The sequence below is a fragment of the Streptococcus sp. D7B5 genome, from assembly GCF_029691405.1.
Taxonomy (GTDB): domain Bacteria; phylum Bacillota; class Bacilli; order Lactobacillales; family Streptococcaceae; genus Streptococcus.
Genome location: NZ_CP121467.1, coordinates 79,964 through 94,704, shown reverse-complemented (window position 1 = coordinate 94,704; position 14,741 = coordinate 79,964). Strand labels below are relative to the sequence as shown.

At 41.9% G+C, this 14,741-nt stretch carries 15 protein-coding genes and 1 riboswitch; of the genes, 3 read left to right on the top strand and 12 right to left on the bottom strand.

Annotated elements, in window-relative coordinates; translation table 11 throughout:
- Nucleotides 1-49: 49 nt before the first annotated feature.
- The 9 genes from P8P68_RS00440 to typA all read right to left on the bottom strand — a co-directional run bounded on the left by P8P68_RS00440 (nt 50) and on the right by typA (nt 9,982).
- Entirely contained in the window at nt 50-718 is a 669-nt protein-coding gene (locus tag P8P68_RS00440; RefSeq protein ID WP_278275972.1) for a TenA family protein, read from the bottom strand.
- Nucleotides 719-935: 217 nt separating this feature from the next.
- Nucleotides 936-1,024: riboswitch (TPP riboswitch) on the bottom strand.
- Between the two features lie 148 nt (nt 1,025-1,172).
- Entirely contained in the window at nt 1,173-2,309 is a 1,137-nt protein-coding gene (gene lctO, locus P8P68_RS00435) for an L-lactate oxidase (protein WP_000120743.1), read from the bottom strand.
- A 241-nt stretch (nt 2,310-2,550) separates the two neighbouring features.
- Nucleotides 2,551-3,183 carry an orotate phosphoribosyltransferase gene (gene pyrE / locus P8P68_RS00430; protein ID WP_000170905.1) on the bottom strand — a complete coding sequence of 211 codons (633 nt, stop codon included), beginning with the start codon at nt 3,181-3,183 and terminating at the stop codon, nt 2,551-2,553.
- A gap of 33 nt (nt 3,184-3,216) precedes the next feature.
- Nucleotides 3,217-3,918, bottom strand: coding sequence for an orotidine-5'-phosphate decarboxylase (gene pyrF, locus P8P68_RS00425; RefSeq protein ID WP_278275971.1), 702 nt, complete (start codon nt 3,916-3,918; stop codon nt 3,217-3,219).
- Between the two features lie 245 nt (nt 3,919-4,163).
- Nucleotides 4,164-5,327, bottom strand: a complete 1,164-nt coding sequence (locus P8P68_RS00420; protein WP_278275970.1) for an FtsQ-type POTRA domain-containing protein — start codon at nt 5,325-5,327, stop codon at nt 4,164-4,166.
- 9 nt (nt 5,328-5,336) lie between these two features.
- Complete coding sequence (locus P8P68_RS00415) at nt 5,337-6,395, bottom strand: UDP-N-acetylglucosamine--N-acetylmuramyl-(pentapeptide) pyrophosphoryl-undecaprenol N-acetylglucosamine transferase (protein WP_049479555.1); 1,059 nt, start codon at nt 6,393-6,395, stop codon at nt 5,337-5,339.
- A gap of 1 nt (nt 6,396) precedes the next feature.
- On the bottom strand, nt 6,397-7,749 hold the full coding sequence (gene murD / locus P8P68_RS00410) for a UDP-N-acetylmuramoyl-L-alanine--D-glutamate ligase (protein WP_278275969.1): 1,353 nt from the start codon (nt 7,747-7,749) through the stop codon (nt 6,397-6,399).
- A gap of 117 nt (nt 7,750-7,866) precedes the next feature.
- Entirely contained in the window at nt 7,867-8,121 is a 255-nt protein-coding gene (locus P8P68_RS00405) for a DUF3165 family protein (protein WP_000262662.1), read from the bottom strand.
- Nucleotides 8,122-8,140: 19 nt separating this feature from the next.
- Nucleotides 8,141-9,982 (bottom strand): translational GTPase TypA, encoded by a 1,842-nt coding sequence (gene typA / locus P8P68_RS00400; protein ID WP_000164119.1) that lies wholly within the window; start codon nt 9,980-9,982, stop codon nt 8,141-8,143.
- Nucleotides 9,983-10,140: 158 nt separating this feature from the next.
- Between typA and P8P68_RS00395 the strand changes: the two genes are divergently transcribed.
- The gene (locus P8P68_RS00395; protein ID WP_278275968.1) at nt 10,141-10,866 is read left to right on the top strand and encodes a pseudouridine synthase; all 726 of its coding nucleotides are present in this window, start codon (nt 10,141-10,143) and stop codon (nt 10,864-10,866) included.
- 40 nt (nt 10,867-10,906) lie between these two features.
- Here P8P68_RS00395 and P8P68_RS00390 read toward each other — a convergent pair whose 3' ends face one another.
- From P8P68_RS00390 to P8P68_RS00380, 3 genes are all read right to left on the bottom strand, one after another.
- A complete protein-coding gene (locus P8P68_RS00390) occupies nt 10,907-11,134 on the bottom strand; it encodes a DUF4190 domain-containing protein (protein ID WP_278276314.1) in 228 nt (75 codons plus the stop codon).
- Between the two features lie 118 nt (nt 11,135-11,252).
- The gene (locus tag P8P68_RS00385; protein WP_049485369.1) at nt 11,253-11,633 is read right to left on the bottom strand and encodes a rhodanese-like domain-containing protein; all 381 of its coding nucleotides are present in this window, start codon (nt 11,631-11,633) and stop codon (nt 11,253-11,255) included.
- Nucleotides 11,630-11,863, bottom strand: a complete 234-nt coding sequence (locus tag P8P68_RS00380) for a YqgQ family protein (protein WP_044135604.1) — start codon at nt 11,861-11,863, stop codon at nt 11,630-11,632. The genes P8P68_RS00385 and P8P68_RS00380 overlap by 4 nt, the downstream gene beginning before the upstream one ends.
- A 102-nt stretch (nt 11,864-11,965) precedes the next feature.
- Between P8P68_RS00380 and P8P68_RS00375 the strand changes: the two genes are divergently transcribed.
- Nucleotides 11,966-12,874, top strand: coding sequence for a LysR family transcriptional regulator (locus P8P68_RS00375; protein WP_009729925.1), 909 nt, complete (start codon nt 11,966-11,968; stop codon nt 12,872-12,874).
- A gap of 30 nt (nt 12,875-12,904) precedes the next feature.
- Complete coding sequence (locus P8P68_RS00370; RefSeq protein WP_278275967.1) at nt 12,905-14,704, top strand: N-acetylmuramoyl-L-alanine amidase; 1,800 nt, start codon at nt 12,905-12,907, stop codon at nt 14,702-14,704.
- Nucleotides 14,705-14,741: the final 37 nt, after the last annotated feature.

Genomic DNA, 14,741 nt, shown 5'->3' with positions numbered 1-14,741 from the left:
TAGTTTGTTTGTTCATTCTTTTAATCTACATCAAAGGATTGCATCTGTCCTATAATTCATAACCGATATCAAAAAAGGTTAATTCTAAAGCAACTGCTTGATTCCAGCGTTTCTGAAGTTCTGTCAAATCTTCTCGGTTTTTCCCGACACGATTAAGTTCATCAACTAGAAATTGAACCCACTCTGCAAAGAAAGGACCTCTATGTAGATTGATCCATTCCGAATGAATATAGGCTTCAGGTAGTGCCAAATCTTTAGAACCCCAGTCTAAATAGAGACCTTCTGCAATGACCAGCATGACCAAAAGATGAGCATAGTCTGATGAAGCCACAGCAGAATACATTAGATCCTGAAACGCTTTTGTTACAGGGTGCAAGTTCACTTCTAGATAGTCATGCTCTGCTACCTTTAACTCTTTGAAAGCCTTTTGGAAATAACCATCTTCATCTGCTTCAAGAAAGCCCAGTTGCTTGGCAAAACGAAGTTTGGATTCAAGCTGGTCTGCATGAGCTACACAGGCACCCAGCATGGATAAGAAGGCATCAAAGAAGTGATAATCTTGAATCAGGTAGTCTTTTAAGACCTTATTCTCAATTGTCCCCGCAAAAAGTTCCTTAACAAAACGATGATTGATTGCAGCCTGCCAATCCTTCTGACTACTTTTTAATAATTCTCCAACGGTCAAACCTGGCTGAAATGCATAGTCTTGTGTTTCCATATTTATTTTTCCTTTCTTTACTCCTTAGTAATCAATAAAATATCAAGAGATACCAAGCAAAATCGTAATTCCACTTGATACTTTTAAAGAACATCGAGGGCATTTGCAGAGAGCTACCTAAACAAGCCTATCCAGTTTGTATAAACAAAAAAACTCCAATTACAATCAAGAATTAGAGTTGACTTACAAGATTAGACAGTTCTTTTCGACATACGAAAAAAACCTTTTCACATTTCCCTTCGCCAGTATTAACTGTATCAGGTTCAATGGGTATCATCTCAGCCTAAGGCACCCCAAATGTCTTTATTATTTTATTACTGGACCAGTATAACAGAAAATGAAAGTCCTAGCAAGATATTTGACTGGAAAATATATTTATATAGTTTCTAATAACGATTTAATCTTTCTATACACGAAGAAAAACCTCCACATAAGGTGGAGGCCGTCTTCTTTATCAATACAATTTTAAGTCACGAGGGTCAACTGGGAAGGTTGGATTGTATGGGTTGTGACGGAGTTTGAAGTGTTTGACATCCTCAATAGTCTGAGTTCCAGATAACTGCATGACTGTCTTCAATTCTGCATTCAAGTGCTCAAAGACTTGACGCACACCAACACTACCGCCGAGAGCCAAGCCATAGATAACAGGGCGCCCAATAGCTACCAAGTCTGCTCCTGAAGCCAAGGCTTTAAAGACGTGCTGACCACGACGAACACCAGAGTCAAAGACAATTGGCACACGTTTATCAACTGCTTCAGCCACTTCTTGAAGTGAGTCAAAGGATGCTGGTCCACCGTCGATTTGGCGACCACCGTGGTTGGTTACCCAGATACCTGAAGCTCCCGCAGCAAGCGAACGTTCAACGTCCTCACGGCATTGTGGTCCCTTGACATACACAGGAAGTCCTGAGTATGTAGCGATAAATTCGACATCGCGTGGAGACAAGCGTTGTTTAGCTGACTTGTAAACAAAGTCCATTGATTTTCCAGCACCTTCTGGCAGGTATTCCTCAACAATCGGCATGCCAACTGGGAAGACAAAACCATTGCGCTTATCAACCTCACGATTCCCTCCTACAGTTGCATCCGCCGTCAAGACTATCGCTTTATAGCCTTCAGCCTTCACACGGTCCATGATATGGCGGTTAATTCCATCATCCTTACTAAAGTAAAATTGGAACCAATGAGGTGTTCCTTGAAGAGCTTCCGTAATTTCTGGAAGGTCAACGGTAGAGTAGGAACTAGTTGTATAGAGAGAACCAAATTCATGCACACCACGCGCAGTAGCTACTTCCCCCTGTTCATTTGCCAATTTATGAGCCGCAACAGGCGCCATAATAATTGGTGAAGATAATTTTTCACCTGCAAATTCAATCTCTGTACTTGGATTTTCAACATCACAAAGCGTATGAGGAACAATAAGTTTGTGGTTAAAGGCACGGATGTTCTCGCGTAAAGTGAAAGTATCCTCTGCTCCACTAGCGATATAACCAAAGGCAGCTTTAGGAATGACTTGTTGCGCCATTGGCTCCAAATCATAAGTGTTAATAAAATCTACAGGTCCTTCTGCATTGCTTGTTTTATATGACATAAAGTGTCCTCCTTATTAAGTAAGCGTTTACTTTGTCTTACATTAACTATCTTACCTCTTTTTCAGAATCCTTTCAAAAATTTTGTCTGGAAATTTCAAACTGATTATCTGAATATGCCCCAAAAAAGAGAGGACTCTCATTCTACCATTATCCTATATTCTTCTTTACCTTTAGGAACCTTTGTTTTATTGCCCACATATAAAAATCAGGTAACCTTGTGACTACCTGATTTTCTATGTTTTAAGCATTTTGCCAATTTTCTTGGTCTTCTTTAAAGCGTTTTAGGAGGTCGAGTCCTTCTGGCGTAATGTAACCTTCTTCTTGGGCTAGGTGGATGAGTTCGCTGTAGTTAGAAAGTGTCACCAATTTCACATCAGCATCCGCAAAATTCTTATCGGCTTTCGGCAATTGATAACTGAAAATCGCTACAACTCCAAGCACATCTGCTCCTTCGCGTTTAGCTGCTGCTACGGCTTCAAGAACAGACCCACCCGTTGAAATGAGGTCTTCAACCACTACCATCTTTTGCCCCTGAGCTACACGACCTTCGATTTGATTACCAGCTCCGTGGTCTTTTGGTTTGCTGCGGATATAGGCAAAAGGCAAGTTCATCTTGTCAGCAATGATCGCTCCGTGTGGAATTCCTGCTGTCGCAGTTCCTGCTATCACTTCTACTTCTGGAAATTCTGCTTTAATAGCTTCCACAAAACCATTTTCAATTAGGGTACGAGTCTCTGGATAGGCAAGCGTCACACGGTTGTCAGTATAAATCGGCGATTTGATACCAGATGCCCAAGTGAAAGGCTCCTCTGGTTTGAGGTAAACAGCTTGGATTTTCAAGAGGTGGCTAGCGATATCTTTAGCAAGTGTCATAGTATTCTCCTTTTGTTTTTATAATCTATTTCTTTAATTTCTGTCTTGGTTCCATTCATCCTTAATAGCATGATAAGCTACAACAGGATCTTCAGCTTGGGTAATGGGACGTCCTACTACGATATAGTTACTACCGATTTGATAGGCGTCAGCAGGTGTCATGACACGTTTTTGGTCTCCTACCGCAGCTCCCGCCGGACGAATTCCCGGTGTCAAACAGATAAAGTCTGGATTGGTGGCCTGCTTGATGAGTTGCACTTCCTGAGCTGAACAAACCACACCGTCCAAGCCCGCTTCAGCTGTCTTCTTGGCATAGTGAATCACAGACTCTTGCAGAGTGGTTTGGATATTTTGAAAATCCTGCATCTGGCTTTCCGACGTTGATGTCAGCTGGGTCACAGCGATCAATTTGGCTTGTGTCCCCAGACCTTCACGCGCAGCCTTCATCATCTCCACACCACCAGCAGCATGAACATTTGTCATGTCTACACCAAGCTGAGATAAGACCTTCATGGCCGATTTAACTGTATTTGGAATATCATGTAGCTTGAGGTCCAGAAAGACACTATGCCCTAGTGACTTCAAATAACGGACAACTTCTGGACCTTCCGCATAATAAAGCTCCATTCCCACTTTTAAATAAAGACTTTCTTCTGCTGGGAAAAGAGATAAAAATTCCTTGACCGCCTCAAAACTAGGAAAATCAAGAGCAATAACTGGACGATGTTCACGCATACCTTTCTCCTTTTACCTTTACGAGCAAGAGAGTATGGTCAAAAATAAACCACGAAAAAAGGAACCTGCCAACAGCAAGGTTCCACGAAAAATGGGTAGAGTCCACCCTTTCACCGTCTAACCTTAGCTGCCTCTCTGGACTGCTTTAAAGGTTTTTTTCTATTCTATTATTTATACTAGGACTTGTCAAGCAAAAACTCGAAACTGGACTTCTATACCATTCAAAATCAAGAGGAAAAGTTAGTCTATCGACTCTGTGATTGCTGGCTCGTTTGGCTTTGATTTCCTTGTTCTTCTTGTTTTTTCTTTTCTTCTTCCTGTTTTTTCTTCTCAGCTTCCTTGGCCTCTTGCTTGGCTTTTTCCTCAGCCTCTTCTATCAATTTATCCGCTATCGTATAGCTGTATACTCCAGCTTCCATATCGACTACACTCGGTTCTGACAATTGTGGTTTGATTTTGCTGTAATAAGGCAATTTCTTGCTCAATTCTGATAGAGGAACCAAAATTTCATCTGTATCCAGCATAGTAATTTTTAAAAGATCTGCTGTTGCCTTGCTCGGCGCTAATTCGATTTTCTGGATTTGACTCTTGATATCCTCACTGATGGTAGACAATCCTGTGATCAGCTCTTTCACCTGCTGCTCGTCGTTAAAGGTAACTGTCAGATAAGTCTCGGGCAAGTTTAAGCGATCAATAGGAGTTGACTCTACTGTACCACTAGAAAGAATAGGATAATGTTCTTCACCAGACACATAATAACCGACAATATCAAACTCCTTAACCTCAATCGTAAAGTTAGTCGGAAATTGATAGTCAATCTTCGCCGATTCTATCCAATGATTGGACTTGATTCGCTCAGCGTATGTTTCCTTATCCAACAATAGAGCTAAAGTATAGTCGCTATCTTGAATCCCAGAAGCCTGTTTGATGTCATCCGCCTGCGTGTTACTATTTCCCTTAACCTCGATATTTTTGATGGTCGAAAGTGGAGTCAATAGATAGACTGAAAGAAGAAGGACCAGGACACTGGGTACCAAGATACTCACAGCTCGCCAAATATGAACAGGAGCAATTTTAGGCTTGGCAGGTTTTTCTGGTTTCTCTGGTTTTTCTTTTTTCTTCTTCTCTTTTTCCTCTTTGACTTTCCGGTCATCCTTTTGAGATTTTTCTTCTTTTTCGGATGATTCTTCGTCTGGAACAGTTTCGTTCTGGTCGGAATCACTTGATGACTTCTTACTTTCCTCTAACGACTTAGAGTTTTTCCCCATTCGAGCTTGTTTTTCCTTTTCCTTCTCCTCAGCTAGGACAGCTTCTTCCTCAGCCTTTTTTTTCAGGTATTCCTGGTTTCGTTTCTGCCATTCAGACAATTCTTTCTTAGGGTTTGATTCTTTTTTCTTATCCTTTGACATTGATATTCCTTATGCTAGGTCTTTTCTTAATAGATCGTAAAAATCTGCAAGAGATTTCAATTCAGTCGAAGCTTTCATGCTAGCTTGGTATTGGTCCTTGTGACTAAGCAAGTGACTGAGTTTCGCCTCCAAGCTTTCCAAGGTCAAGTCACTTTCTTGAAGTTCTTCTGCATAGCCTTTCTTAACAAAATAGGCTGCATTTTCAATCTGATCTCCTCGACTTGCTTCACGACCCAATGGTACGATGAGATGGAGTTTCGCCATGGCCAAGAGCTCAAAAATCGTATTGGCACCGCCACGCGTTACCACCACATCTGCCATCTCCATCAAAGGTTGATAGAGATCCGTCACATAATCAACACGAAAGAGATTTTGACTCAACTCATTGAGGCTAGAATCTCCAGTGAGATTGATAATATTGTAGCGCTCTGTCAGTTCTTGCTTATAATCTGTCACCAATTGGTTAAAGACACGAGCTCCTGCAGAACCACCAACAAACAATACCGTTGGCAATTTAGGATCAAAGTGGGTTTGGATATCCACCAATTCATCTGGTTCAGGAGTCTTTTGGTCTGAAACCTTGGTCACTGCCCCCACATGTTCAACCTTAGACAAACTTGAAGCTTGCTCAAATGTTGAATACATCTTGGTCGCAAATTTATAGGCAATTTTATTGGCCAAGCCCATGGACAGGTCCGATTCGTGGATAAAGACAGGCACTCCTGACACACGCGCTGCGATAACGGGCGGTACAGAGACAAACCCCCCCTTTGAAAAAAGAGCCTGTGGACGCAGTCGTAACATGATAAAGAGCGATTGGACAATTCCCCAACCAACTTTGAAGACGTCCAGCATATTTTGCCAAGAGAAATAGCGACGCAACTTCCCAGTCGCAATGGAGTGGAAGGTCACATCCAGACCTGACTTGAGGATTTCTTGGTGTTCAATTCCATGCTTGTCACCAATATAGTGAACTTCCCAGCCATCTTCAATGAACTTGGGCATTAACAAAAGGTTGAGGGTGACATGTCCAACCGTCCCCCCACCTGTAAAGACAATTTTTTTCATATTATTCCTTTAACTCCGCTACTGTGTCGATAAAGAGGTCGCCACGTACTTCAAAGTTAGCATACATATCCCAGCTAGCATTGGCAGGACTGAGGAGAACCACATCTCCTTGAGTCGCGAGCTCATAAGCCTTGCGGGTCGCATCAGCAATATCTGTCGCATCTACATAAGCCACACCAGCCTTATCCGCTGCCCGTTTGACACGTTCTGCAGATTGACCGAGGATAACCATCTTCTTGAGCCCAGTAATATCTGGCACCAATTCGTCAAACTCATTGCCGCGGTCCAAACCACCTGCAATTAAGATAACCTTACTGTTGTCAAATCCTGACAAGGCTTTTTGAGTGGCTAAGATATTGGTTGACTTGCTATCGTTATAGAATTTGACACCCTGAATTTCATCCACAAACTGGAGACGGTGTTTGACACCTCCAAAGGCTGATAGAGTTTCCTTGATGGTTTGGTTATCCACACCACGGAGCTTGGCTACAGCAATAGTCGCAAGGGCATTTTCTACATTGTGGCTACCTGGAACTCCGATTTCATCAGCTGCCATGACCACTTCCCCACGGAAGTAGAGTTGACCATCTTCCAGATAAGCTCCATCAACCTTTTCCAATGTTGAAAATGGAACAACAGTGGCTTGTGTTTTGCTAGCCAATTCTTTTGCCAAATCTTGGTTAAAGTTCAAAACAAGGAAATCATCCGCTGTCATCTTGTTCTGGATATTCCACTTAGCTGCCACATACTCTTCAAAAGAGCCATGATAGTCGATATGAGTTGGCATGAGGTTGGTAATAACCGCAATCTCTGGATGAAACTCTTGAATTCCCATTAGTTGGAAGGAAGACAGCTCCATGACAAGGGTATCCTTGTCTGTCGCAGTTTGAGCCACTTGACTAGCAGGATAGCCGATGTTCCCTGACAAGAGACCGCGTTGACCAGCAGCAGTTAAAACTTCCCCAATCATCGTCGTTGTGGTTGTTTTCCCATTTGAACCAGTGATACCGATAATTGGCGCTTCTGAGATTAAATAAGCCAATTCCACCTCAGTCAGGACTGGAATCCCCTTTGCCAATGCCTTTTCAATCATGGGATTGCTATACGGGATACCTGGATTTTTCACCATCAGAGCGAAATCTTCATCCAAGAGCTCCAAAGGATGCCCACCAGTGACAACCTTGATTCCCTCTTCTAGCAAGCTTTGAGCAGCAGGATTCTCCTCAAAAGGCTTGCCGTCATTTACTGTCACAATAGCACCCAGCTTGTCCAACAAACGGGCCGCAGACTCACCAGACTTAGCCAAACCTAAAACAAGTACTTTCTTATTTTTAAATTGATCGATTACTTTCATGTCTCAAACTCCATTTCTACTCCTACTATTTTACCATTTTTATGGAAATAATACTAAACGAAAATGCTCTAGCCTTCATTCTAGCATAGAAAAAGAGAGCTATGGCTCTCTTTCTTTTTATCTTCTTTTGCTCTTTTTTTCAGACATGAGCGTAATGTCTCTCAAGCTAAAGTAAGCCAGGGCCAGCATGGCGATTGTGACAAAGAATTCTGTCGGTAATTGGAAGATTTGCAAGATGGACAACATCAGCAAAATCAAGAGTGCAACAACTACAAAGACCAAGATAACGATGTTGACTGTTCCTTTAATACTTTGAGGTGTCGCAAATACATAGAGTAGTAATAAGAGTATCCCTATGATTAAATAGACCATCTTTATCTCTTTCTAGCTCTTATTCAGCTGATTTTTTCTTTTTATTGGCTTTCTCACGCTCTGCCTTATTGAGGATTTGCTTACGCAAACGGATAGACTCAGGCGTTACTTCCATGTACTCGTCGTCGTTCAAGAACTCAAGTGATTCTTCAAGGGTCAAGATACGAGGTGTCTTGATAACCGCTGTTTGGTCCTTAGTAGCTGAACGGACGTTGGTCATTTGTTTGGCCTTGGTGATATTAACTGTCAAGTCGTTTTCACGAGAGTTTTCACCGATGATCATTCCTTCGTAAACCTCAGTACCTGGGTTGACAAAGATTGTACCACGTTCTTCGATCGACATGATTGAGTAAGTTGTAGCCTTACCAGCATCGATGGAAACAAGGGCACCACGGTGACGTCCACCAATTTCACCTGGAATCAATGGCAAGTATTGATCAAAGGTATGGTTCATGATACCGTAGCCACGAGTCATTGACAAGAACTCAGTTGAGTATCCGATCAAACCACGCGCTGGAACAAGGAAGACCAAACGAGTTTGACCATTACCAGTTGAAATCATATCCAACATTTCACCCTTACGTTCAGAAAGGCTTTGGATAACAGATCCTTGGTATTCTTCTGGAGTATCGATTTGAACACGTTCAAATGGTTCACATTTAACACCGTCAATTTCTTTTACAATAACCTCTGGACGAGACACTTGAAGTTCATAACCCTCACGGCGCATGGTTTCGATCAGGATTGACAAGTGCAATTCTCCACGTCCTGAAACCGTCCATTTATCTGGTGAATCAGTTGGGTCAACACGAAGGGAAACGTCTGTTTGCAATTCTGCTTGCAAGCGTTCTTCTACCTTACGAGAAGTCACCCATTTACCTTCTTTACCAGCAAATGGTGAGTTGTTGACCAAGAAGGTCATTTGAAGCGTTGGCTCATCGATGTGAAGGATTGGAAGAGGCTCAACTGCATCTGTCGGTGTAATCGTCTCACCAACAAAGATATCTTCCATACCGGAAACGGCAATCAAGTCACCTGCTTTTGCTTCTTGGATTTCACGACGTTCCAAACCAAAGAAACCGAAAAGTTTTGTAACACGGAAGTTCTTCGTTGTACCATCTAGTTTAGAAAGGGTAACTTGGTCCCCAACTTTCACACTACCACGGAAGACACGACCGATACCGATACGACCTACGAAGTCATTGTAGTCCAAAAGTGACACTTGGAACTGCAAAGGTTCATCTGAGTTGTCCACTGGAGCAGGAATATGATCGATAATGGTGTCAAAGATTGGTGCCATTGTTTTTTCTTGATCAGCTGGATCGTCTGACAATGAAGAAGTTCCGTTGATAGCTGAAGCATACACCACAGGGAAGTCAAGCTGGTCGTCGTCTGCACCAAGCTCAATGAAGAGCTCCAATACTTCGTCTACTACTTCTGCTGGACGAGCTGATGGTTTGTCGATTTTGTTAACAACCACGATTGGGACAAGGTCTTGTTCCAAGGCTTTTTTCAATACGAAACGAGTTTGTGGCATGGTTCCTTCGTAGGCATCCACGACCAAGACAACACCGTCAACCATCTTCATGATACGCTCAACTTCTCCACCGAAGTCCGCGTGTCCAGGTGTGTCCATGATGTTGATACGAGTTCCGTTGTAAGCAACGGCTGTATTTTTCGCAAGGATGGTAATCCCACGCTCTTTTTCGATATCGTTTGAGTCCATAGCGCGCTCTGCCAATTCAGTACGTGCATCAAGAGTTTCAGATTGTTTCAATAATTCGTCAACGAGGGTTGTTTTACCGTGGTCAACGTGGGCGATAATCGCAATGTTACGGATATCTTCTCTTAATTTTGTCATGATTTCCTCTAATATTTAAATTTTTATTTCTAACTGAACAATTATACCACAGTCTCATTCAAAAATCACAGTTCAGCTAAGTGTAAATGTTTTCACTCTGCTTTTCTAGTCAAGGCAACTCTTTTCAAAGTCAGAGACTTATGATAAGATAAGCTGGTATGCGTTTAGATAGATTATTAGCCCAAGAAAAGGCCAGTCGCAAGGCTATGAAACAGGCTTTATTAAAAAAAGAAATCCTAGTAGATGATTGCCCAGCTCGCTCACTCGCTCAAAATGTCGACACTGGGTTGCAGAAATTAGTCTTTCAAGGACGACAAATCCAAGGCTACGAGCACAACTACCTCATGCTTCATAAACCAAACGGAGTCGTTACAGCTAGCAAGGATAAGAAACTTCCAACCGTCATGGACCTCCTTCCACCTGACATCCAGTCTGACCAGCTCTATGCTATCGGCAGACTAGACCGCGATACGACGGGACTGCTCCTTTTGACAGACAATGGACCTCTTGGTTTTCAACTCCTTCATCCCCAGTACCATGTTGATAAATCTTATCAAGTGGAAGTCAACGGACCACTCACGTCAGACCATATCCAAAAATTCAAAGATGGGATTGTCTTTTTAGATGGGACCACTTGTAAACCTGCTCAGCTAGAAATTCTAGACATAAGCCCAACAGAGAGCCATGCCTCTATTACCATCTCAGAAGGAAAATTTCATCAAGTTAAAAAAATGTTCCTCTCAGTTGGTGTCAAGGTGACTGCCCTAAAACGCGTCCAATTCGGTGACTTTACATTAGACCCAGAACTAGCAAAAGGGCAATTCCGCCCCTTGAATCCAGAGGAATTGGAAATCATAAAAAACTACTTAGAGATGAGTCGATAAAATAAAAAAGCTTTAAATTTAAAGCTTTTTTATTTTTTGCTTATCTAAAAAATACTGCGACAGCTACAATTCTAAAAAATACTGCGACAGCTACAATCCAGTTAAGTACAGAAACCACAAGTCCAATGATATTCAGAATTTTTTCTGTTTTATAGTCTAGTCCAGATTCTTTTTGGTATGAAAAAGCCAAGACCAATCCTATGATCCCCAAAATCAGACCTACTATTGGAAATAGCAAACCAAGGACGATAGATAAGATACCTAAAATAAGTGAAGTTTTTTCTTTTGTTGTGAATTCATATTATAAAATCTCCTTAAATTTAATATAAATGATGATACCTTAAGATACTAGCTTTATCTACCATTCGACAGATTTTAATAGAATGTTAACTCGTCTTCACTTTCCCTTTCCAAGAATCTAGTCCATAAGAAAGAATATAAATCTCAGAGAAACCTTGTTTTTTCAAATAAAGTGCTGCATTGGTCACTCGTTGTCCACGTTGATTTTCGTAGAGAAGGACAGGTTTATCCTTGCGAAGGGCTGCAAGGCTTGACTTCAACTGATTTGAAGGAATATTGCGAGCTCCGAGGATATGTTTTCTGTGAAATTCTGCTGGTTCACGGACATCAATCAATTGCCCTTTTCGAATCAAGGCTTCAAATTCTGCATTATCCACTATCTTAGCCGCACGACGAATACGAAGGTAGTTATACCCCATCCATGCCGCCATCGCTAGTACGATTCCCCACAAAACCCAAATTGTCATAAGTTCTTATCTCCATTTTTCTCTATGTAGTCTAATTCTATCTTGTGCTCTCTACGAAGAACAGCTTCCGCTTCTAGGTAATCTAGCTTGTCCATGAGACCTGCATCATAAATCCGAGAGAGTTCGAGCTTCATCAGTTCAATATCATACAAACGCTTCCCCATGTAAACAATAATGCCAAATTGTTTGAGAAATTGCTGCACATCATAGAATGTTTTCATAGCTTCCATTCTAACAGATTTTAGACTTTTTTTCAATACTGGACCGGTTCTTTCCCCCTATTTTCTTCGTCTTCATTGCCCATTCTTCCGCAAGTATGGTACAATAAAAACATGAGAATTCAACAACTACACTATATTATCAAAATCGTCGAAACTGGCTCTATGAATGAGGCAGCCAAGCAACTCTTTATCACCCAACCCAGTCTCTCTAATGCTGTTCGAGACTTGGAAAATGAAATGGGCATTGAAATCTTTATCCGCAATCCCAAGGGTATTACCTTGACCCGCGATGGGATGGAGTTTCTCTCCTACGCTCGTCAAGTTGTCGAGCAAACTCAGCTTCTGGAGGAACGCTATAAAAATCCTGTCGCCCACCGCGAACTATTCAGCGTTTCTTCTCAGCACTATGCCTTTGTAGTCAATGCCTTTGTATCATTACTTAAAAAGAGTGATATGGAAAAATACGAGCTCTTCCTTCGTGAAACGCGGACTTGGGAGATTATCGATGACGTCAAGAACTTCCGTAGCGAGGTCGGTGTCCTCTTTTTAAATAGCTACAACCGCGATGTTTTAACGAAAATGCTAGATGACAATCACCTGCTAGCGCACCACCTATTCACAGCTCAACCCCATATCTTTGTCAGCAAGACCAACCCTCTAGCAAAGAAAGATAAGGTTAAACTAGAAGACTTGGAGAACTTCCCTTACCTCAGCTATGACCAAGGGACGCACAACTCCTTCTACTTCTCTGAAGAGATTCTCTCGCAGGAATACCACAAAAAATCTATCGTGGTCAGCGACCGTGCCACCCTCTTTAATCTCTTAATTGGTTTGGACGGATACACGATTGCAACAGGGATTTTGAACAGCAACCTCAACGGAGACAATATCGTTTCCATTCCACTGGACATAGACGATCCTATCGAGCTAGTCTACATCCAGCATGAAAAAACCAGCCTGTCTAAGATGGGCGAACGCTTTATCGAATACTTAGTAGAAGAAGTTCAATTCGATAATTAATAGGAAAAAGAAAAAGTTAGGAAATAGAAAGTGAAAAAGATACTACTGACCAGTGCTTTAATCCTTTCAATCGTAGGATCTACACTAGCACCCGTCTCTGCAGAAGAAAACCAATCACAAACTCCTTCTGCTGTTAAAGAAAAGCAAACCAAAGATGATCAAAAAGATGCTATTGTTAAGGAGAATACAGAACCTGAGGCTCTTCCAAAAGTAAATGTGCAAGAAGCCAAACCCAAAAAGGAGGGCTGGTACCAAGAAAACTACCACTGGCGCTTCTACCAAGATGATCAACCAGCAGTGAACTGGAAAAAAATTCAAGGCAAATGGTACTACTTCGACCAAAATGGTGACCGTCTCCAGTCCACTATCTATAAGGGCTATGCCTTTGACCAAGAGGGTGCTATGGTGGAGAATAGCTGGACCAAGTGGGAGAATCAATGGTATTACGCTGATTCTTCTGGACGATTAACTCAAAATGCTTGGAAAAAAATCAATGGTGCTTGGTACTATTTTGACCAAACTGGAATCATGCTCAGCAATACAAGCATTGATGGCTATTTCTTAGGTCAAAGTGGAGCCATGGTATCTCAAGGTTGGCAAGAGGTCAATCAAGTTTGGTACTACGTTCTGCCGTCAGGAAAAATCTCTCAAGACAAATGGGAGAAAATCAAGGGTACTTGGTACTATTTTGACAAAGAAGGAAGGATGTTGAGCGAAACAACCTTCAAGGGCTACCTCTTTAAGAAGAGTGGTGCCTTAGCTGAGAACAACTGGGTCAAAATCAAGGATACTTGGTTCTATGCTAGCGATTCAGGCAGATACGTCCAAGACAAGTGGCAAAAAATCCAGGGCTCTTGGTACTCTTTTACTCATGATGGGGGAATGCTAGCAGATAAATGGCAAGGAAGCTACTACCTCAAGACCAGTGGGGCCATGGCTGAAAAAGAATGGATCTTCGACAAGACTTATAAGAGCTGGTTCTATCTAAAAGCGAATGGTCATTATGCAAATCAGGAGTGGATCGGAGCTTATTATCTCAAGTCTGGTGGCTATATGGCCAAAAGCGAGTGGATCGATGATAGTCAAGACAAAGGGCGTTACTATTTGGATGAAAATGGTCGCTATGTCACAGGAATTCACAAGATTTCTGGAAAAGACCATCTCTTCCAAAAAGATGGGAAATGGATTTCTGAAGTTTCAACTGAGGGTGGATTTGTGAAAGGCCAATACAGTAACACCATCTTCCTCGATCCCGGACATGGCGGACGAGATTCTGGCGCCTTTTACTACAATGTAGCTGAAAAAGATCTCAATATGCAAATCTACCGTAAACTTCGCACCAAGTTAGAAGAACTAGGCTACAAGGTTCTCACCTCACGTGATAGTGATATTGATGTAGATTTCATTACAGAACGTTCCCGTATGGTCAACAAAACCAACTCTGACATTTTTATCAGTATCCACTTCAATGCTACTGGTAATACCTACTCAAAAGCAAGCGGTATTCAAACCTACTCCTATAGCGATGAACCTGATTATCCAAGTAAGATTAATCAATACTGGCACAACCATCCTGATCGCATTAGTGAAAGTAAGCGCCTCGCTGCTGCTATCCACTCCTCTCTCTTAGCCGAAACAGGGGCTAAGGATGCTGGTCTGTTGGAGAGCAGCTATGCTGTACTACGCGAAACAGCCAAACCAGCGGTCCTCCTAGAGCTTGGTTATATGGATAATTTCTCCGAAAACCAACAAATCAGAGATAGTCGCTACCAAGATAAACTGGTCGCAGGCATCGTAAAAGGTATTCAAAAATATTACGCTGGTAAATAAAAATAAAGTCTCGAGATTTCTCGAGACTTTTTATTTA